Origin of the sequence: Halomonas sp. SL1, from assembly GCF_003030865.2 — a bacterium.
GTDB lineage: Bacteria > Pseudomonadota > Gammaproteobacteria > Pseudomonadales > Halomonadaceae > Halomonas > Halomonas halophila.
In genome coordinates this window covers 77,839-97,720 of record NZ_PYUQ02000018.1, presented here as the reverse complement: position 1 = coordinate 97,720, position 19,882 = coordinate 77,839, and the positions used below count along the sequence as shown (strand labels likewise).

The following is a 19,882-nucleotide window of genomic DNA, read 5'->3' as shown; positions in this document are numbered from 1 at the left end:
AGCCATGGGGCGCGATAGCGCAAGGCCTTGAAACAAGGGACAAAAGGGACAACGCCATGAAACTGATCCAAAGAGGTTTCACGCTGGCCTGTGGTCTGGCACCACTCGCCATGGTCGGACATGCCTGGGCCCAGACGGGCAGTGACGGTGCCATCGATCCCGTGGGGCAGCGACCGCCCCCCGCGGAAGAGGCTCCGGAGATTCAGGCCATTCCCGATATCGGTGGCGTATTGACGCCCAAGGGGCGTCTCGTCATCGAGCCCGAGTTCCAGTACTCCCACGCCAGCGTCAATCGGCTGACCTTCCGCGGCGTCGAGATACTCAGCACGCTTCAGATCGGCGTGCTGGCCGCCGAGGATATCGATCGCGATACCTTCACCACCTCCGTCACCGGCCGGCTCGGGGTAACCGACCGACTCGAACTGGAACTGCGCGTGCCCTATTTGTACAGGGACGATACGGCAAGCTTCAGCGTCAACGAGGCCAACGAACCCTTCGATCTCGATAGAAGCCAGTCCGGGGATGGACTGGGGGATATCGAGCTGGCCGCCCACTATCAGATCAACAGCGGCCGCGATGGCGGCCCCTTCTACGTGGGTAACCTGCGCTACAAGTCGACCACCGGCACGGGCCCCTTCGACGTCGATCGCGACAGCAATGGCATTGAGCGGGAACTGGCCACCGGTTCTGGCTTCCACTCGATTGAGCCCAGCCTGACCGTGCTGCTTCCGTCCGCACCGGCGGTCTACTTCGCCAACCTGGGCTACCTGTTCAACCTCGAGGACGATGTCAACGAAACGATCGGTGGGGTCAGAGTCAAGGAGGTCGATCCGGGGGATGCCGTACGCATGAGCCTCGGCATGTCGTACTCGATCAATCCTCGGTCCTCCTTCACGCTGGGCTACAAGAACGATTTCATCCAGGAGACCGATACCACCTTCGTCAATCCGGATACCGGCAGTACCGTCACCCAAAGCGGCCGCTCGCTGAACGTGGGCTCCATGCTGCTCGGCTGGTCCTACCAAATGTCCGACGATTCGGTGTTCAACCTGGGGCTGGAATTCGGCGTGACGGAAGACGCCCCGGATACCACCCTCACCCTGCGGACTCCCTTCGGGCTGAATGTCTTCTGACAAACGATGACTAGGCTTTATCCGAAAAGTCGACGAGCGAAGGATAGACAAGGCAAAAATCAGTGAAAAAGCGGAGTTTACGAGCTGTAAATAAGCATTTTGATCGGACTCGCGCCCGAGCTGATTTTTAACGCCGTATAGCCGAGCGCAGACAGTTTTCAGACATTGCCTAACGAGAAAAGGCTGCCCGAACGGGCAGCCTTGTTTGTGTATCGCTCTATCAATCAGCGGGGAAGAATCCCCTGCAGCGAGTTGAGAATCGCACCTCGCTGGCGGGAAGAGCGCATCTCGCCGATATTCATGACCTGCACGCTGACGTCGATATCGTTACTGATGCTTTGCCCGCTGGCCGTGGTCGACAGGCTGCTGACGATCGCATCGCGCGTGATATTGTGCAGCGCTGCCGTCATCCCCCCCTTGCCATCGCTCATCAGGACACCGGAAAAGTCGGAAAGCCCGGTGAGGTCGATCTTGCCGCCGATACTCGCCGCATCGACGCCACCGGGCCCACCCACCTGGGTCACGGTATCGGTGCCCGACTGCTCCAGCGTACTGGACAGCACCCTGGCGCCGGCATTGTCGAAGGCCACTTGAGTGATGTAACGAACCCGTTCATTGATGGCCGTGGTCAGCTTGGCGCCGAAGTTCAGTTCCATCCCCGCCAGCCGAAAGCCGCCACGAAGCTCTGCCATGCCTTCCTCAGGCAATACTTCCCCTCGGTAGTAAATATCGTGCGTTCCCGCCGACAGGATGCCGGACGGTGATGTCGCGGCCGGGGATGCCGACGCCATCGCCAAAGAAACCGACGCTACCAGGAGGCTGATGCCCCGCCGGCAGCCTCTCCACCGGCTTCCCCCCATCACATTTCCTGCATGCTGCATGCTCATGGTTGGTCACTCCTGCGAGATCATCACCTACCCAGCTCGTTGGCGCCCGGCAGTGTCAGCAGATACGATCCCACGCTGGTGCGCTGAACCCCTGACTCGATCGGCGAGGGGGGCCGCACGCGCCAGTCCCGTTCACTGTTGAAGTTCGCTCGTGCCACCTCGATTTCGTTGCGTACACCGAGCACCTTGTTGCTCCATAACGTCTCGAAGATATCCTTGGGCACCACGACCGTTCCGGCTGCCGGATCGCCCACCAGCACGTTGTCGGCATCCATTCCCTTGACGACCACGAAGTGCTTGTACCCCCCGGTATTGACCAGCGTAATGGCCGGAACGCCGATGCGGATAAAGTCATCCAATGCGATCTCGAAGCCATCGGCATTGAGCCCCCTGTCATCCAGGAAGCGCTTCATGTCCAGCATGGAGAAGCCGTAGGTCTCGATCTGCTCACGATCCCCACGACGGATCATGGCCTCGAAGACCTCGCCCTCGGTGGTGGGGCGGTCATAGTGGTAGGTCATCAGGGTGGCAACGGCCGCGGATCCACAGCTGTAGTCATACTGCTGGCGCACGACACCTTCCCAGCTGAGCTCCGCCAGACTCTTGGCTTCGACCTCGAAGTGGCCGAAGGGATTGGAAATTCTCACCGTTCCCGCCTCGGCAGGCGGAATTAACGACTCGGACGCCGACAGCATCATAACGACGAACAGGGCAGCGCCTTTCAGCTGCTTACGCATGATCGAGCCCCCTGACACCGAACGGCACTATTACCACCGTTTGGGGTGTCGTTCATGGGTTGGCGATATAGACACTGATACCGATGGCGTTGTTGATCGCATTGGCATTCCCGGTCACGTTGTTGAAGATGCCGGTACCGCTGTAATGGCCCATCGAACCGCCTTCGAAGGTGATATTGCCTGTCACCATGTCGCCGTTGACCACCTTGAAGCTCGATCCGGCGCTGATGGCTTGCATGTCCTGAATGCTCTGAACCGTTACCTGGTCGAGATGCACGTTGACGTCTCGACCCCGTGCCTGCTCCAGAACATCCGCCGAGACTTCCTGCATCGACCCGAAGCCGTCGGTCATTCGGGCATCGTCGGCCTGCAGGCTCGACGCCATGCCGGCAGACAATATGATGGCACCCGCGGCGAGCCACTGCACTGAACCTTTCATCGCTCTGCCTCCACTGACTATAAACGGACAGTGAAGGAACTGGCGGAACCTCGTCCGCCAGTTCCCGATTGGGCAAACGGGCCTCTCGCGAGGCCCGAGCCATCAGTTGCCGATGCTCACGCCGCTGTGGGCGGAGATGCTGGTACCAGACAGCTGCGAGTTGTAGAACCCGCTGGAGCTGTTCATGTTGGACACACCACCGTAGACGCCGCCGGCCGCCACGGAGATGCTGGATGCGCCGGTGCGCAGGACGGCTGCGCCGCCGTTGCCACCGTTGCCCCCGGCACCGCCATTGGCGCCTGCGGCATAGGCATCGCCGCCGACGCCTTTGCCGCCACCGCCGCCGCCGCCGTAGCCGCTGCCGCCATGACCGGCCACTGCCCCGGCCCAGCCACTGCCGCTACCGTCACCACCGGTGCCTGAACCGGCACCAAGCCCGGTGCCACTGCCGTCCCCAGCGCCGGATTTGGCGTTGGTGGGACCGGCCCCGGCCTTCTGATCGCCGGAATCGTCGGCGAGTCCCAGCCCGAGGCCGACCAGGGCACCGATCCCAGTGCCAGCGGCACTGCCATCGCTATTGCCTGCGGAGGATCCGGCCACTGCTCCGGAGTTGCCGCCTAGGCCTGCACCGACTCCGACACCTGTACCGGTGCCAGCGCCGCCTTGGCCTGCACCCAGGCTACCCGCTCCGGCATCGCCGCCACGGGCGCCATTGCCATTGCCGCCATTGCCGCCGAGGCCAACGCCGGCGCTGATAGCCACGTTCGCACCGCCTTGGCCACCCTGGCCACCTTGGGCACCATGGGCACCATGGACGTTGATGGAAGACCCATTCACGACGGACGTCATGTTCTGCTCGGAGATCACACTGATGGCGGTGTTGTAGGACTCGCTCATGGCCCAGGCATCGCCGCCGTCACCGGCCGGCCCGCCGGCACCGCCGTAACCATAGCCAAGCCCGGTAGCAGCCGCGCTACCGCCTTTCCCCTTGCCTTCGCCAAAGCCGAGGATGCCGGTACCGGTACCGGTGCCATTGGCTTCGGAATTGGCTGCACCAAACCCGTTGCCGGAGCCGCCACTACTGCTGCCCCCGGCGCCGCCAGTTGCCTGCGCATCGGAATCCACCAACTGGAACGCATTATCGCCATTGGCGGTCGGGTTGGCCTGGGCAGTGGAAATCGCCATGACCAGCGCCAGCAGGGAAGTTCCCGCGATTGCATATGCTTTGGTACTCATGATCACACTCCCGTTCGATTCGACAGAATCCCTTGCGTCTTGCCGGACGATCCTCGGATCGCTGCCGGCGTCGGTGTCACGGCCTGCTGAGCCGGAGGTCCCTCATGAACCCTTGAAGATCCCACTCGCAGGCATGAAACCTAGAGCACGGGACGTGCCAACTTTCAGTAACCTTCTGATAGTGCGGACGAAGAAATCGGAAGGCGTCGGGTATGGGGAGGGGCAGGCAAGGCAATGGCGGGATATTGCCGAGCGGAGTGTCAGGCTGATGAAACAGTGACTCCGTGCCTGGAGTGGCCATGCGAGGATAAAATATTTAAAAACAGCTATTTAACATATTGAAACATATTAGGTACAAACCTGTTTCAGTCTTGACACTGTCGTCACGCCTCAATATTTATCCCTGATTTTCAATATATTATGTCGTATCAGCTAACACCGAACCGCAGGGCGGTATGCCAAGCCGACGTAACACTCGGGAACGCGTGAGAAGGAGAAGTAAGGGAGAAGATGGGGAAGAAAGCATGGAGAGACCGGCCCTGGTAGCCGGTCTCGGCAGGCACTTCAGCTCCAGTGCATATGCTCCTGGATCAGCCCGGCCAGCGTTTCGCCGGCGTTGTCCGCCGTCGTGTCCAGCCGCACGAGGTGGAAGCGTTCCTCGTCGGAGAAGGGTTCGAAGGCCGCCTGCTGATGCGACAGCACCGCGAGACCTTCCTCCGCGGTCACGCCATGGCGCCCGGCTCGCTTGGTGATGCGCCGCGTCAGGGTCGCCTGATCCGCCTCGAAGCTGACCAGCAGCACCGGCAGCCCCCGGCTCTCGGCCTGATGCCGCAGCCAGTCGCGCTGCGCCTGGGTCAGGCAGGTCGCGTCGATGCAGGCCGGCAGGCCGGCATCCAGCAGGTGGCCGGCACACTGCGCCAGCCGCTGATAGGTACGCTCGGTGGTCGAGGCATCGAAGATATCCACAGACGCTTCGCCCTCCACCGCCTGTGGAGAAAGTCCATGCAGGCGACGCCGCTCAGCATGGGATGCCACCCGCACCGCGCCCAGGCGAGTCACCAGGTTGCGGGTGAAGCGACTCTTGCCACTGCCCGACACCCCGACGCCGATGACCAGCGGCGGAAAGCGGAACTCCGCGTGCCGTTCCGCCAGCTCCAGATAGCGGCGGCAGGCGCCCATGGTCTCCGCCAGCAGGGCAGGGCGCTCGTCGTCGCCCTCGGCCGCCTCCAACCGACGCAGGGCGCGACGCGCGCCGGCCAGGCACTCGAGCACCCGGAACACCGACAGCAGCCGGGCGGCCTGGTAGTCGCCGCTGAGCCGCAGGTACCCGTCCAGCGCCAGCCGTGCCAGCCGCGACTCGTCACGCACCTCGAGCCCCACCAGCAGCGAGGCCAGGTCCGCGGCCGGATCCTGGACGACCTCGGCGCCGTGGCCCTGAAGGTCGCGATCGATGGCATTGACCATCACCACGCGCCCCTCGTCCAGCAGCCGGCTGTCAGGGTGCTCGCAGGCCCAGCTGCGCGGCAGCCGCCGGGCCTCGCGCGTCTTGAAGACGGGCGCCAGGCGGGACAGGTTCTCCTCCAGCCAGCGACTCAGGGCCTGCAGTCGCTGGCGGTCTTCGTCGGCGACGATCAGCGCCGTCAGGGCCTGCGTCTCGGCGGCCACGCGCCGCTGAACGGCCTCATGCAGGGGCGTGGCCTCGTCGGTGGCGTGATCGGCATGCCAGGCGCTCAGGCGCTCGACCAGCGTCTCCAGGGTGACATCTCGGGTCGGACTTCCGGGGGCGTGTCGCTGGTTCATCGTTCTTCTCCGTTCACGCGGTCTTGTCGGGTGCCGTCAGTCCTGGCGCATGGCGGCGAAGGCCACCTCGGCCGCGTCCAGGGTCAGCTGGATGTCCTCGGGCGCATGGGCGCTGGACATGAAGCCGGCCTCGAAGGCGGAGGGCGCCATGTAGACGCCCTGCTCGAGCATGCTGGCGAAGAAGCGGCGGAAGGCGTCGCCGTCGCAGGCGGTGGCCTGGGCGAAGTTATCGACCCGGCTCTGCCCGGTGAAGAAGACGCCGAACATGCCACCGGCCTGTTGGGTGATCATGTCGATGCCGGCGGCATCGGCCCGCTCCTGGAGGCCGTGGCACAGGGTCTCGACGCGCTGGCTGAGAGCGTCGTGGAAGCCCGGCTCGCGCAGCTTGGTGAGCAGGGCGATGCCCGCCGCCATAGCCAGTGGATTGCCCGCCAGGGTACCGGCCTGATAGACGGGCCCCAGCGGCGAGATGTTCTCCATGATGCCGCGGCGGCCGCCGAAAGCGCCCACCGGCATGCCGCCGCCGACGATCTTGCCCAGGCAGGTCAGGTCGGGCTCGACGCCGTAATGCGCCTGGGCACCGCCCATGGCGACGCGGAAGCCGGTCATCACCTCGTCGAAGATCAGCACGCTCTCATGGCGATCGCAGACCCGGCGCAGGGTCTCGAGGAAGCCGGGCTGCGGCGGAATGCAGTTCATGTTGCCGGCCACCGGCTCGACGATGATGCAGGCCACCTGGTCGCCGATCTCCTCGAAGCACTGCTCGACCGCATCCGGATCGTTGTACGACAGGGTCACGGTGTGCTCGGCCAGGGCCGCCGGCACGCCCGGCGAGCTGGGCTCGCCGTGGGTCAGGGCACCGGAGCCGGCCTTGACCAGCAGCGAGTCGGAGTGGCCATGGTAGTTGCCCTCGAACTTCACGATCTTGTCGCGTCCGGTATAGCCGCGGGCCAGGCGGATCGCCGACATGGTGGCCTCGGTGCCGGAGTTGACCATGCGCACCATCTCGATGCTGGGGATCATCTCGCAGATCAGGTCGGCCATGGTGGTCTCGATGGCCGTGGGCGTGCCGAAGGAGAGGCCGCTGTCGAGGCGCTCGCGCACCGCGCCGAGTACCTCCGGGTCGGCATGGCCGGTGATCATCGGCCCCCAGGAACCGACGTAGTCCACATAGCGCTTGCCCTCTACGTCGAACAGGTAGGCGCCCTGCGCCCGCTCCATGAACACCGGCGGACGTTCCAGGCCCTTGAAGGCACGCACCGGCGAATTCACGCCTCCGGGAATATGGCGGCAGGCCCGTTCGAAGAGCTGGGCGGATGTGGTCATGTCAACCTCATTAGCTGTTGAAAGTAAGCGTCGCATCACGCCGGAGCCGCGCGGTCACGGCGTTCGGCTTGTGGATAAATCTCTGGACAATCTCTGGGCGAGCGGTGATTCCCCGGTGAACGTCGCTCAATCCCCGCGAAGATGTCTCGGTCATGGCCTCATTCTCGATGCTTGGGCCGTGGATGACCAGTCCGGCGCCTAGGCGTCCTGCTCGAAGCGAGCCACCGGCAGCCGCCACAGGCGCCTCGGCAGCCACTGATCGTCGCCGTCGTCGTGACCCGGGCGCCAGCCATGGGACAGCGTCTGCCAGGTGTAGGCCTGGGCCTGCTCGCAGGCCGCCACCAGCGATTCTCCTTGGGCCAGCCGCGCCGCCAGCGACGACGCCAGGGTGCAGCCGGAGCCGTGAAACACGCCTGGCAGCCGCGTCCAGGTCCACTGGCGATCGCCGTCCGGCACGTGCAGGGTGTGCCGTACCCGCCCCGCGGGCACCCGCTCCTCGGGATCGTCGGTACCGGTGACCAGCACCGCCTGGCAGCCCAGGTGCATCAGTTCGACCGCACGCTCGGTGTCGTCGGCGCAGGCGCCACCGGCCAGTCGGCCCAGCTCCCGGCGATTGGGCGTCAGGATATCCACAAGGGGAAGCAGGCGCCGGCGAAAGGTCTCGATCAAGGTGGGTGTGGACAACTCATGCCCGCCGCCGGCCCTGAGCACCGGGTCGACCACCACCGGCACGCCCGGCCGGCGCTGGATGATCTCCACCACCGCGTCGAGGGCCGCCTCGGAGGCCAGCAGGCCGACCTTGATGGCGGCGATCTCGATGTCCTCCAGCGCCGCGGCGGCGTCGCGGATCAGCACGCCGTCCACCGGCTGCACGGCGCCGACGTCGCGGCAGTTCTGCACCGTCAACGCCGTGGGCACGGTCAGCGCCCAGCCGCCGCAGGCGGCCACCGCCTCGCTGTCGGCCACCAGGCCGGCGCCGCCGGTGGGATCGTGGCCGGCCAGCACCAGTACCGCCGGCAGATGGGGGTGAGTCTGCGCATCCCCTGTCATCAGAACGGCTTCAGCACGGCGAGCAGGACGATCGCCAGCAGGGCGAGTACCGGCAGCTCGTTGAAGATCCGAAAGTAGCGATGGCTGCGGCTGCAGCGACCGTCGGCGAACTGCTTGAGATAGATCAGGCACACGTGATGATAGGCCACCAGCGCCGCCACCAGGGTCAGCTTGGCATGCATCCAGCCCTGGGACAGCCAGCCCGGATTCAGCGCCAGCAGCCCGCCGCCGAGCACCAGCACGGCGATCATCGAGGGCGTCATGATGCCCCGGTAGAGCTTGCGCTCCATGGTCTTGAAATACTCGATGGCCTGGGACTCGCCGCGATCCCGGGCCATGGCGTGGTAGACGTAGAGGCGCGGCAGATAGAACAGGGCGGCGAACCAGGTCACCACGGCCACCAGGTGCAGGGCCTTGATCCAGAGGTACATGTCGACTCCTAGCCGGGGGGGGCATCGCTGTAGCGATAGTAACGCTCGATGGCGTCGCGGGTGATGATACCGGAAATCCGCTTCTGCTTCGGCCGATGCCCGTGCTCCACGTAGAGGGCGTCGGCATGCTTGGTGTTGAGCCGCAAGAAGGCCTCGGAGAGCGTCGCCTGCAGGTGGATTGGCGCCAGGTCGAGGCGCTGCCCGGGGATCTCCAGCAGGTCCAGGCGGCCCTCCTTGTCGATCAGCTTGTCGGTCTCGTCGTGTTCGAGCATCCAGCGCGCCAGGTCGGCCGCCTTCAGCGCCAGGGTCGGCTTGGCATCGCTGGAGCGCTCGATCACGATCCACACCGGCTTCGCCACGAGCAGGGCACTGGCCTGGTCGAGGGTCACCCGACGGCGCGAGCGTACCAGATCGCGCTCCATCACCGCCGGCACCGAGACCCGGCTGAGGGCCTGCATCAGCGGCTGCTGCAGCGGATGCAGGCCGTGGCGGGTCACGCTGATGAAAAAGCCGTCGCAGCCGCACAGCTGACGCGACGTCAGACCGGCCACCACCACCGCCAGCATGCCGGGCAGGATCAGGTTGGGGTTATGGGTCAGCTCCAGCAGCGCCATCAGCGCCGCCAGCGGCGCCTGCAACACGGCCCCCATCATCGCGGCCATGCCCAGCATGGCGTAGACGGCGGGGCCGGCGGCAAGATCCGGCAGCAGCTGGGCACCGAGCAGGCCGCACAGGGCACCGGCCGCTCCGCCGGCCACCACCACCGGGCCGATGATGCTCACCGGGATGCCGCAGGCCACGGTGAAGGCGGTGATCAGCAGCTTGCCGATGGCGACCGCCAGCAGCACGTCGAGGCTCAGCGAGCCGCCGATGGTCAGCCCCAGGGTGTCGTAGCCCATACCCTGCACCTGGGGGTACCACCAGGCCATGGCGCCGACCACGCCGCCGGCCAGCGCGAAGCGCAGCGCGAAGGGCACGCGCTTGAGGCGATCGCCGGCACGCGCCACGCGCACGAAACCGCCGGCCAGCAGGCCGATGCCCAGTGCGCTCAGCACGATCCACGGCAGGTTGAGCAGCGACCCCAGGGCGAGACCGGTGCCCTCGAAGGGCAGCTCGAAGCCGAACACCGCCTGGGAGACCACGGCCCCCATGGTCGAGGCCAGGATCACCGGCATGAAGCCGGTGATGGTGTACTCCATCATCACCACTTCCATGGCGAAGATGACCCCGGCGACCGGCGTATGGAACGAGGCCGAGATGCCCGCCGCGGTGCCGCAGGCCACCAGCACGCGCAGGCTGTTGTGCGGCAGGCGCAGGCGCTGGCCGAGTCCGCTGCAGGCCGCCGCGCCCAGATGAATGGCAGGCCCTTCGCGCCCCGCCGAGAGCCCGCCCAGCACCGAGATCAGGCCCACCCACCATTGGGTGAACCAGTTGCGCACCGGGAAGCGCCCCTGATGGTAGGTCAGTCGCTCGATCACGTGGGCGATGCCGATCTGTCGGCCGGCGGGCCGCAACCACCATAGCCAGGCACCGATCAGCGTCACCGCCAGCAGTGGCAGCAGGGCACGCGTCAGCGGCGACAGCGCCTCGAAGTTCTCGGGATTGCCACCGGGCAGGAAGATCATGGCGCCCAGCTGGAGCGCCAGGCGGAACAGCACCATCAGACCGCCGGTGATCAGGCCGGACACCAGGCCCAGCACGCAGAGCTGGGGCAGGGCATCCACGCTGGCCAGCTGGCGGCGGAAACGGTCGAGACTCAGGCGAGGGCGTGGCAGACGCGGCAAGGTATCCTTCCTGTTCGCTGCGGCTCCCCCGCAAGGCTGGGTGGGAGCCCTCTCTCTTGTGTATCATATCCTCCCACCCAGGTCCCAGCGTCCACCATCGAGGAGCCCCATCGTGATCAAGGTCGGAATCGTCGGCGGCACCGGTTATACCGGCGTCGAACTGCTCAGGTTGCTGGCTCGCCACCCGGAGGTCAGCGTCGAGGCCATCACCTCGCGCAGCGAGGCCGGGCTCGGGGTCAGCGAACTGTATCCCAACCTGCGCGGCCACTACGACGAGCTGCGCTTCAGCGAGCCCGATCCGGCGCGCCTGGCGGCCTGCGATGCGGTGTTCTTCGCTACGCCCCACGGCGTGGCCCACGCCCTGGCCTTTGATCTGCTCGAGCGCGGCACCCGGGTCATCGACCTGTCGGCCGACTTCCGCCTGCGCGACGCCGACGAGTGGGCCGCCTGGTACGGCCAGCCCCACGGCGCGCCCGAACTGCTCGAGGAGGCTGTCTACGGCCTGCCCGAGGTGAACCGCGAGCGGATTCGCCAGGCGCGCCTGATCGCCGTGCCCGGTTGCTACCCCACCGCCGTGCAGCTCGGCCTGCTGCCGCTGCTGGAGGCCGGCCTGATCGACGCCGATCACGTGATCGCCGACTGCAAGTCCGGCGTCACCGGCGCCGGCCGCGGCGCCAAGGTGCCGTCGCTGCTGGCCGAGGCCAGCGAATCGATGAAGGCCTACGGCGCCTCCGGCCACCGTCACCTGCCCGAGATCCGCCAGGGCCTGGGCGACGCCGCGAACGGCCCGGTGGGCCTGACCTTCGTGCCGCACCTGACGCCGATGATCCGCGGCATCCACGCCACCCTCTACGGCCGCCTGCAAGGCGAGCCGGGCGACCTGCAGGCGCTGTTCGAGCAGCGCTTCGCCGACGAGCCCTTCGTCGACGTCATGCCCGCGGGCAGCCACCCCGAGACGCGCAGCGTCAAGGGCGCCAACGTCTGCCGGATGGCCGTGCATCGCCCCGGCGACGGCGACACCGTGGTGGTGCTCTCGGTGATCGACAACCTGGTCAAGGGCGCCTCCGGCCAGGCCGTGCACAACCTCAACCTGATGTTCGGCCTCGACGAAAACGCCGGCCTCGACGCCCCGGCGATGATGCCCTGAGGCCATTGCCTGCCCCCGTCGCCATCGCGCCGGGGGCAGGGCTCCCTCCTCTATAGTTGACCCTTTTGCTAAGGGTTATGGATAATCGTCGTCCTGCACGACATTCATCGATTTCCGGGGAGGTCACCCATGAGCGGTGCCGCATCCTTCGTTCCTACCCCTCTGCTGCTCTCCGACAGCGCCAAGGCCCGTCTCAAGGCCCTCGGCGAGGCGGAAGGCAAGTCCGGGCTCACGCTGAGGGTCTACGTGACCGGCGGCGGCTGCTCCGGCTTCCAGTACGGCTTCGACCTCGCCGAGGACATCGCCGACGACGACACCCTGATCGAGTTCGGCGACGTGGCGCTGGTGGTCGACCCGCTCTCCTACCAGTACCTGGTCGGCTCCACGGTCGACTACGAGGAAGGTCTGGCCGGCGCGCGCTTCCTGATCCAGAACCCCAACGCCACCACCACCTGCGGCTGTGGCGCCTCCTTCATGGTCTGATCCGCAGCGTTGACGACCAGCCCCGCCGCAACATTTGCCGAGACTTGACGCTCTCACGGCAACTCGCCATGGTTGATTTGTACTCCACAACAAATCACTCCAATGGAGAAGCACATGAAGCGTCAATTCACGGTCGCCTCGCTGGTGTCCTGTCTGGCCCTGGGCCTCGCCACCTCGGCCCACGCCCAGGAGACCCTGGACGTCGTCACCGACCCGAGCTTTGTGCCCTTCGAGATGATGGACCAGGAAACCGGCCAGATGGTCGGCTTCGACATGGACATCGTCGCCGAAGTCGCCGAGCGGGCCGGGTTCGAGTACAACCTGCGCACCATGGACTTCAACGGCATCATCCCCGCCGTCCAGACCGGTAACGTCGACATCGCCATCGCCGGCATCACCATCACCGACGAACGCGCCGAGATCGTCGACTTCTCCGATCCCTACTACGACAGCGGCCTGCGCCTGCTGGTCAACGCCGACGACGACAGCATCCAGTCCATCGAGGACCTGGAAGGCAAGTCGGTCGGCACCAAGATCGGCTCCACCAGCTACGACTTTCTCCAGGAGAACCTGGGCGACGACGCCGACATCACCCCCTATCCGGGCTCCAGCGACATGTACATGGCGCTGCTCGGCGGCAGCGTCGACGCGGTCTTCTACGATGCGCCCAACGTCGGCTACTTCTCCCAGACCCAGGGCGAGGGCCGAGCCAAGGTCGTCGGCCCGCTCTACGAGGGCCAGCAGTACGGCATCGTGCTGGTCAAGGGCAGCGACTGGGTCGAGCCCGTCAACGAGGCCCTGGCCTCGATGAAGGAAGACGGCACCTACGACGAGATCCACAGCAAGTGGTTCGGCAGCGCCAGCGGCGAGTAATCGTCGCCCAACGCCTGAACGGGGTCGGGTCACATGACCCGGCCCCGTTGCATTTCGGCTCGTCACTCTCCTGCGCATCCTGACGGAGTTCCCACGTGGACGTCACCTTTCAATTCGACTGGCAGGCGGCCTTCGCCTCCATTCCCCATCTGCTCACGGGGATTCCCTATACGCTGCTGATCTCCTTCGCCGGCCTGGCGATCGGTTTTCTGATCGGCATCCTGTTCGGCCTGCTGCGCATCAGCCCGTCGCGCTGGCTGCGAGTGCCCGCGGTGGCCTACATCGAGGTCTTCCGCGGCACGCCGGTGCTGGTGCAGGTGCTGTTCATCTTCTATGGCCTGCCGCAGCTGCTCGGCGGCCCCATCAACGCCCTGGTGGCCGGCATCGCCGCCATCGCGGTCAATTCCGGCGCCTATATCTCGGAGATCGTCCGCGGCGGCGTGCAGTCCATCGAGCGCGGCCAGCGCGAGGCGGGGCTGTCGCTGGGCCTGTCCCGGCGCCAGACCTTCCGCTACATCATCTGGCCCCAGGCGCTGCGACGCATGATCCCGTCGCTCGGCAACCAAGGCATCATCAGCATCAAGGACACCTCACTGTTCTCGGTGATCGGCGTGGGCGAGCTGGTCCGCCAGGGCCAGGTCTATATCGCCACCACCTTCAACGCCCTGGAGGTCTATCTGATGGTGGCCATGCTGTACCTGGTCATCACCCTGTCGCTCTCGGCGGCGCTGCGCCTGCTCGAGCGCAAGGGCCTGGTCGGACAATGAAGGAAGACACGCACATGAACCAACCGACGTCCCCCTCCGGCGGCGAGCGCATCGTCCGCATGGAGAAGCTCAACAAGTCCTTCGGCGACCTGCACGTGCTGAAGAACATCGATCTCGAGGTCACTCCCGGCGAGGTGGTGGTGATCATCGGTGCCAGCGGCTCCGGCAAGTCGACCCTGATCCGCTGCATCAACGGCCTGGAGGAGTTCCAGCAGGGCGAGCTGGAGGTCGATGGCAATCCCCTGAAGCCCCACGGCAAGGCCACCCAGGCGCTGCAGAAGATCCGCACCGAGGTTGGCATGGTGTTCCAGCAGTTCAACCTGTTTCCGCATCTGAGCGTGCTGGACAACGTCACCCTGGCGCCGATGAAGGTGCGGGGGCTGGGCCGCCATGAGGCCACCGATACCGCCGAGCGCCTGCTCGACCGGGTCGGCATCGCCGATCAGGCCGCCAAGTATCCGACCCAGCTCTCCGGCGGCCAGCAGCAGCGCGTGGCACTGGCCCGGGCGCTGGCCATGGAACCGCGGCTGATGCTGTTCGACGAGCCGACCTCGGCGCTGGACCCGGAGATGATCGGCGAGGTGCTGGACGCCATGCGCGAGCTCGCCAACGAGGGCATGACCATGCTGATCGTCACCCACGAGATGGGCTTCGCCCGTGAGGTGGCCGACCGGGTGATCTTCATTCACAAGGGCGAGATCGCCGAGGAAGGGCCACCGGAGACGATCTTCGACTCGCCTCAGGCCGAGCCCACCCGGCAGTTCCTGTCCCGGGTGCTCAAGCACTGACAAGCGCCATGCCTCCCGCCTCAAAGGGCCCTGTCGTCAGCGACAGGGCCCTTTTTTTGGGCGTTTTTCGGCCTGTGGACAAGATTTTTCGCCGCTCGTCGCTCACGCGGGCCATGGCGGGGCTGGGAACAGAACGAGGTGGTTGTTCACAGCCGCGGTGACAAGCCCGGAAGAACTCGGTGGACAAGCCGTGTTCGCGGTGGCTTGTGGGTAACCCGGGGTGTTACCCACAGGCCCCGAACATGCCCTCCGCAGGCGGTCCGCGCCTTTTCCTTGCTTTGGTCAACATTACAAGGTGTTGATAAGTAAGTGGTAAAATCAGTTATCCACGAGAAATGTCCACACCAGTAATCACTACCACAACAGAACTTCTTTTTATCTATATGTTTTTTTATTTAAGTCTCGGCGGAAGGGAGGCGGATCGGCCTGAACGGGTGTGGAAAACCCTGACGATTACCCACAAGGGGGTTATACTGGCGGGCTGATTCGACCCCTGAACCGCAACATTCGGCGCGACGGCGCCGATCGAGGTGAACCTTGGAGTACCCCGACCGCTTCGACGTCATCGTCATCGGCGGTGGCCATGCCGGGACCGAAGCCGCCCTGGCCTCGGCTCGCATGGGCTGCCGGACCCTACTGCTGACCCACAACATCGAGACCCTCGGTCAGATGTCCTGCAACCCCGCCATCGGCGGGATCGGCAAGAGCCATCTGGTCAAGGAGATCGATGCGCTGGGCGGCGCCATGGGACTCGCCACCGACATGGGCGGCATCCAGTTCCGGGTACTCAATTCCCGCAAGGGTCCCGCGGTGCGGGCCACCCGCGCCCAGGCCGATCGCGTGCGCTACAAGGCGGCGATCCGCGGCATGCTGGAGAACCAGGCCAACCTGACGATCTTCCAGCAGGCCGCCGGCGATCTGATCGTCGACGGCGACACCGTGCGTGGCGTGGTCACCGAGACCGGCGTGCGGTTCATGGGTGAGACCGTGGTGCTGTGCACCGGTACCTTCCTCGGCGGGGTGATCCACATCGGGCTGGACAACAGCCGTGGCGGTCGCGCCGGCGATCCGCCCTCCAACGCCCTGGCCGAGCGCCTGCGTGCGCTGCCGTTCCGCGTCGATCGCCTGAAGACCGGCACGCCACCGCGCATCGATGCCAAGAGCGTCGATTTCTCGGCGCTCGAGGAGCAGCCGGGCGATACCCCGACGCCGGTGATGTCCTATCTCGGCAGCCGCGAGATGCACCCGCGCCAGATCAGCTGCCACATCGCCCAGACCAACGAGCGCAGCCACGAGATCATCCGCGCCAACCTGGATCGCTCGCCGATGTTCTCCGGCACCATCGAGAGCGTCGGGCCGCGCTACTGCCCGTCCATCGAGGACAAGGTGCATCGCTTCGCCGACAAGGCGAGCCACCAGATCTTCATCGAGCCGGAAGGGCTGGATACCCACGAGCTGTATCCCAACGGCATCTCGACCTCGCTGCCGTTCGACGTTCAGCTGCAGGTCGTGCGCTCGATGAAGGGCCTGGAAAACGCCCACATCACTCGTCCGGGCTACGCCATCGAGTACGATTTCTTCGATCCGCGAGACCTCAAGCACTCGCTGGAAACGAAATTTATCCACAACCTGTTCTTCGCCGGGCAGATCAACGGCACCACCGGCTACGAGGAAGCCGGCGCCCAGGGGTTGCTGGCCGGCCTCAACGCGGCCCGTCGGGCCAGCGGGCTCGAGGCCTGGTGGCCGCGGCGCGACGAGGCCTACCTCGGCGTGCTGGTCGACGACCTGATCACCCTGGGCACCAAGGAGCCCTACCGGATGTTCACCTCGCGGGCGGAATATCGCCTGCTGCTGCGCGAGGACAACGCCGACCTGCGCCTGACCGAGGCCGGCCGTGGCCTGGGCCTGATCGATGACCGCCGCTGGGCCGCCTTCAGCGCCAAGCGCGAGGGCATCGAGGCCGAGAGCGCGCGCCTCAAGGCCAGCTGGGTGCAGCCCAAGACCGAGGCCGCCGACCGCGTGGCCGAGAAGACCGGCCAGCCCCTGGCCCGCGAATACAACCTGCTGGACCTGCTCAAGCGTCCGGAGCTCGGCTACGCCGACGTGGCCGGCCTGGTCGGTGAGCCGGTCGAGGACGAGCGCGTCGCCGAACAGGTGCAGATCCAGGCCAAGTACCAGGGCTACATCGACCGTCAGCAGGACGAGATCGACAAGCTCAAGCGCCACGAGGCCACCCGGCTGCCCGACGACTTCGATTACGAGCAGGTCGAGGGGCTGTCCAACGAGATCCGCCAGAAGCTCATCGAGGCGCGTCCCGAGACCCTGGCCCAGGCCGGTCGTATCTCCGGCGTGACCCCGGCGGCGGTCTCGATCCTGCTGATCCACCTCAAGAAGCGACGCCTGCTGGACGACACCCGAGTGGCCAACGGATGACCCCGAACGATACGATCCTGAACGACCGCCTCGAGCGCGGCCTGGCCGAGCTCGGCCTCGACGTGCCGGCGGCTCGCCGCGAGCGGCTGGTGGCCCTGGTGGGGCTGTTGCACAAGTGGAATCGCGCCTATAACCTCACCGCGGTACGCGATCCCGAGGAGATGGTCGCCCGGCACGTGCTCGACAGCGCCGCCGTGCTGCCCTTCGTGACCGGTCCGAGCCTGCTCGACGTGGGCGCCGGCCCGGGCCTGCCAGGGCTGGTGCTCGCGATTCTCGCGCCCGAGCTCGACGTCACGCTGCTCGACAGCAACGGCAAGAAGGTGCGCTTCCAGCGTCAGGCGGTGATGGAGCTGGGCCTCGAGCGAGTCACGCCCGTCCAGGCCCGGGTGGAAGCCTTCGAGGCCCCCGCCGGCGGCTTCGATCAGGTCATCTCGCGGGCCTTCGCCAGTCTCGAGGACTTCCTCGCCCTGAGCCGGGAGCTACCGGGGGAGGGGGGACAGTGGCTGGCGATGAAGGGGCCCGCCGTGGAGGACGAGCTCGCCGGCCTGCCGGAAGGGATCGCGGCGGTGGCCCGCCATACGCTGAGGGTGCCCTTCTCGGTGGGCGATCGCCGCCTGGTGATCCTCGAACGCGCCCCCGGCGAGCGCTGAGCCGCGCCCGGGGAGGCCGCCGGGCGCCGCCGTGAACCCTGTCTCCCAACGCAAGGATGTCGCCGTGACCAAGATTATCGCCTTGACCAACCAGAAGGGCGGCGTGGGCAAGACCACCTCCGCCGTCAATCTGGCCGCCAGCCTGGCCTCCCTGGAGCGGCGCGTGCTGCTGGTCGACCTGGATCCCCAGGGCCACGCCACCATGGGCAGCGGCGTCGACAAGCACGCCCTCGACGGCAGCGTGCTCGACGTGCTGCTGGGCGAGAAGCGGGCCACCGAGGTGATCCTGGACTGCCCCGAGGCCGGCTACGCGCTGCTGCCCGGCAACGGCGACCTGACCGCCGCCGAGGTCGAGCTGCTCGACCGCGAGGAAGGGCGCGAGCAGGGCCTGGTCAAGGCGCTGGGCGAGGTCGCCGGCGAATACGACGTGGTGCTGATCGACTGCCCGCCCTCGCTCAACATGCTGACCGTCAACGGCCTGACCGCCGCCGATGGCGTGCTGATCCCGCTGCAGTGCGAGTTCTACGCCCTCGAGGGGCTCTCGGCGCTGCTCGATACCGTTGAGCAGATCAAGGGCAGCGTGAACCCGGGGCTCGAGATCCATGGCATCCTGCGGACCATGTTCGACGGCCGCAACAGCCTGACCCGCGACGTCAGCAAGCAGCTGCGCGACTACTTCGGCGACGCCCTGCTCAAGACCACCATCCCGCGCAACGTGCGGGTCGCGGAGGCGCCCAGCCACGGCCTGCCGGTCACCAAGTACGCCCGCTTCTCGCGGGGCAGCCAGGCACACCGGGTGCTGGCCAAGGAACTGATTCGCCGCCTGTCGCTGTAGCCGACACCGTTTGGTGCTTACCGATGAGGGGAACTCGATGACGCGCAAACAACGCGCTCTGGGACGCGGGCTGGATGCCCTGATCGGCGCCGGCGCCCGCCGCCGCGAAAGCCTGGACCTGCCCGGGGCAGAGGAGGCGACGGAGGAGGGCGAGCTCAACGGCGCCGAGCCGCTGGCTCCCGCCGCCGACGAGCGACTCGAACGCCTCCCGCTGGGACAGCTGTCCCGCGGCAAGTACCAGCCGCGCCGCGACATCCAGCCCGAGGCCCTCGAGGAGCTGGCCGACTCGATCCGCGCCCAGGGCGTGATGCAGCCGATCGTGGTGCGGCCGATCGGCGAGCAGCGTTACGAGATCATCGCCGGCGAACGGCGCTGGCGGGCCGCCCAGCTCGCCGAGCTCGACGTCATCCCCGCGGTGATCCGCGAGGTCACCGACGAGGTCGCCCTGGCTCTGGCCCTGATCGAGAACATCCAGCGCGAGAACCTCAATCCCATCGAGGAGGCGCTGGCGCTCAAGCGGCTGCTCGACGAGTTCGAGCTGACCCAGCAGCAGGCCGCCGATGCGGTGGGCCGTTCACGAGCCCAGGTGGCCAACCTGCTGCGCCTGCTGGCGCTGGATCCCGAAGTGCAGACGCTGCTCGAACGCGGCGACCTGGACATGGGGCACGCCCGGGCGCTGCTGGCGCTGTCGGGCCCCAAGCAGCGCCAGGCCGCTCATGAGGTGGTCAACAAGGACCTCACGGTGCGCGCCACCGAGGCGCTGGTGAAACGGCTCGCCGAAGGGCAGCCGGCCAAGGCCGAGGCCCCGGCCGCGAGCCCCGACGTGGCGCGCCTGGAGTCGCGCCTCGGCGACCTGCTCGGCGCACCGGTGAAGATCCAGCACGGCCGCGGCGGGAAGGGGAAGGTGACCATTCGCTACTCGAGCCTGGACGAGCTGGACGGCATCCTCGGCCACATCAAGTAGACCCTATTAGGGTGCTAAACAGTTTTTCGAAACTTATCGACTTTTAGTCGTAAGCTGGGGCGATTTCGCGCGATATCGGCCCGCGATCGGTTGAAGGCATCGAGGGGGTTCCCTATAAT

At 66.3% G+C, this 19,882-nt stretch carries 19 protein-coding genes; 10 read left to right on the top strand and 9 right to left on the bottom strand.

Annotated features, from left to right (window positions below; genetic code table 11):
• Positions 1-56: 56 nt before the first annotated feature.
• Complete coding sequence (locus C9J49_RS12510; RefSeq protein WP_107181729.1) at positions 57-1,133, top strand: transporter; 1,077 nt, start codon at positions 57-59, stop codon at positions 1,131-1,133.
• 224 nt (positions 1,134-1,357) lie between these two features.
• Here the strand turns inward: C9J49_RS12510 and C9J49_RS12505 are convergent, their stop codons facing one another.
• The 9 genes from C9J49_RS12505 to C9J49_RS12465 form a co-directional block, all read right to left on the bottom strand.
• Positions 1,358-2,020: a hypothetical protein gene (locus C9J49_RS12505; RefSeq protein ID WP_146613001.1), complete on the bottom strand. Its 663-nt coding sequence runs from the start codon at positions 2,018-2,020 to the stop codon at positions 1,358-1,360.
• A 23-nt stretch (positions 2,021-2,043) separates the two neighbouring features.
• Complete coding sequence (locus C9J49_RS12500) at positions 2,044-2,757, bottom strand: C39 family peptidase (RefSeq protein WP_107181730.1); 714 nt, start codon at positions 2,755-2,757, stop codon at positions 2,044-2,046.
• 52 nt (positions 2,758-2,809) lie between these two features.
• Positions 2,810-3,196, bottom strand: a complete 387-nt coding sequence (locus C9J49_RS12495; protein ID WP_146613000.1) for a hypothetical protein — start codon at positions 3,194-3,196, stop codon at positions 2,810-2,812.
• A gap of 102 nt (positions 3,197-3,298) precedes the next feature.
• Positions 3,299-4,432 carry a hypothetical protein gene (locus C9J49_RS17415; RefSeq protein WP_181454298.1) on the bottom strand — a complete coding sequence of 378 codons (1,134 nt, stop codon included), beginning with the start codon at positions 4,430-4,432 and terminating at the stop codon, positions 3,299-3,301.
• A gap of 564 nt (positions 4,433-4,996) precedes the next feature.
• Entirely contained in the window at positions 4,997-6,232 is a 1,236-nt protein-coding gene (locus tag C9J49_RS12485; protein WP_107181733.1) for a bifunctional aminoglycoside phosphotransferase/ATP-binding protein, read from the bottom strand.
• Between the two features lie 36 nt (positions 6,233-6,268).
• Positions 6,269-7,558: a glutamate-1-semialdehyde 2,1-aminomutase gene (hemL, locus tag C9J49_RS12480; protein ID WP_107181734.1), complete on the bottom strand. Its 1,290-nt coding sequence runs from the start codon at positions 7,556-7,558 to the stop codon at positions 6,269-6,271.
• 198 nt (positions 7,559-7,756) lie between these two features.
• The gene (locus C9J49_RS12475) at positions 7,757-8,608 is read right to left on the bottom strand and encodes a hydroxymethylpyrimidine/phosphomethylpyrimidine kinase (RefSeq protein ID WP_107181735.1); all 852 of its coding nucleotides are present in this window, start codon (positions 8,606-8,608) and stop codon (positions 7,757-7,759) included.
• Entirely contained in the window at positions 8,608-9,039 is a 432-nt protein-coding gene (gene hemJ / locus C9J49_RS12470; RefSeq protein ID WP_046078874.1) for a protoporphyrinogen oxidase HemJ, read from the bottom strand. The genes C9J49_RS12475 and hemJ overlap by 1 nt, the downstream gene beginning before the upstream one ends.
• Before the next feature lie 8 nt (positions 9,040-9,047).
• Positions 9,048-10,823 (bottom strand): chloride channel protein, encoded by a 1,776-nt coding sequence (locus tag C9J49_RS12465; protein WP_107181736.1) that lies wholly within the window; start codon positions 10,821-10,823, stop codon positions 9,048-9,050.
• 112 nt (positions 10,824-10,935) lie between these two features.
• Between C9J49_RS12465 and argC the strand changes: the two genes are divergently transcribed.
• From argC to C9J49_RS12420, 9 genes are all read left to right on the top strand, one after another.
• A complete protein-coding gene (gene argC, locus C9J49_RS12460) occupies positions 10,936-11,970 on the top strand; it encodes an N-acetyl-gamma-glutamyl-phosphate reductase (protein ID WP_107181737.1) in 1,035 nt (344 codons plus the stop codon).
• A gap of 129 nt (positions 11,971-12,099) precedes the next feature.
• Positions 12,100-12,453, top strand: coding sequence for an iron-sulfur cluster insertion protein ErpA (gene erpA, locus C9J49_RS12455; protein WP_035594520.1), 354 nt, complete (start codon positions 12,100-12,102; stop codon positions 12,451-12,453).
• A gap of 114 nt (positions 12,454-12,567) precedes the next feature.
• Positions 12,568-13,326, top strand: coding sequence for a transporter substrate-binding domain-containing protein (locus C9J49_RS12450; protein ID WP_107181738.1), 759 nt, complete (start codon positions 12,568-12,570; stop codon positions 13,324-13,326).
• Positions 13,327-13,421: 95 nt separating this feature from the next.
• On the top strand, positions 13,422-14,093 hold the full coding sequence (locus C9J49_RS12445) for an amino acid ABC transporter permease (protein WP_035594515.1): 672 nt from the start codon (positions 13,422-13,424) through the stop codon (positions 14,091-14,093).
• 14 nt (positions 14,094-14,107) lie between these two features.
• Positions 14,108-14,881, top strand: coding sequence for an amino acid ABC transporter ATP-binding protein (locus tag C9J49_RS12440; protein ID WP_046078872.1), 774 nt, complete (start codon positions 14,108-14,110; stop codon positions 14,879-14,881).
• A gap of 537 nt (positions 14,882-15,418) precedes the next feature.
• Positions 15,419-17,314: a tRNA uridine-5-carboxymethylaminomethyl(34) synthesis enzyme MnmG gene (gene mnmG, locus C9J49_RS12435; RefSeq protein WP_046078871.1), complete on the top strand. Its 1,896-nt coding sequence runs from the start codon at positions 15,419-15,421 to the stop codon at positions 17,312-17,314.
• A complete protein-coding gene (gene rsmG / locus C9J49_RS12430) occupies positions 17,311-17,964 on the top strand; it encodes a 16S rRNA (guanine(527)-N(7))-methyltransferase RsmG (protein ID WP_046078870.1) in 654 nt (217 codons plus the stop codon). The genes mnmG and rsmG overlap by 4 nt, the downstream gene beginning before the upstream one ends.
• A 64-nt stretch (positions 17,965-18,028) precedes the next feature.
• Complete coding sequence (locus C9J49_RS12425; RefSeq protein WP_046078869.1) at positions 18,029-18,799, top strand: ParA family protein; 771 nt, start codon at positions 18,029-18,031, stop codon at positions 18,797-18,799.
• Positions 18,800-18,836: 37 nt separating this feature from the next.
• Complete coding sequence (locus C9J49_RS12420) at positions 18,837-19,763, top strand: ParB/RepB/Spo0J family partition protein (RefSeq protein ID WP_035594505.1); 927 nt, start codon at positions 18,837-18,839, stop codon at positions 19,761-19,763.
• Positions 19,764-19,882: the final 119 nt, after the last annotated feature.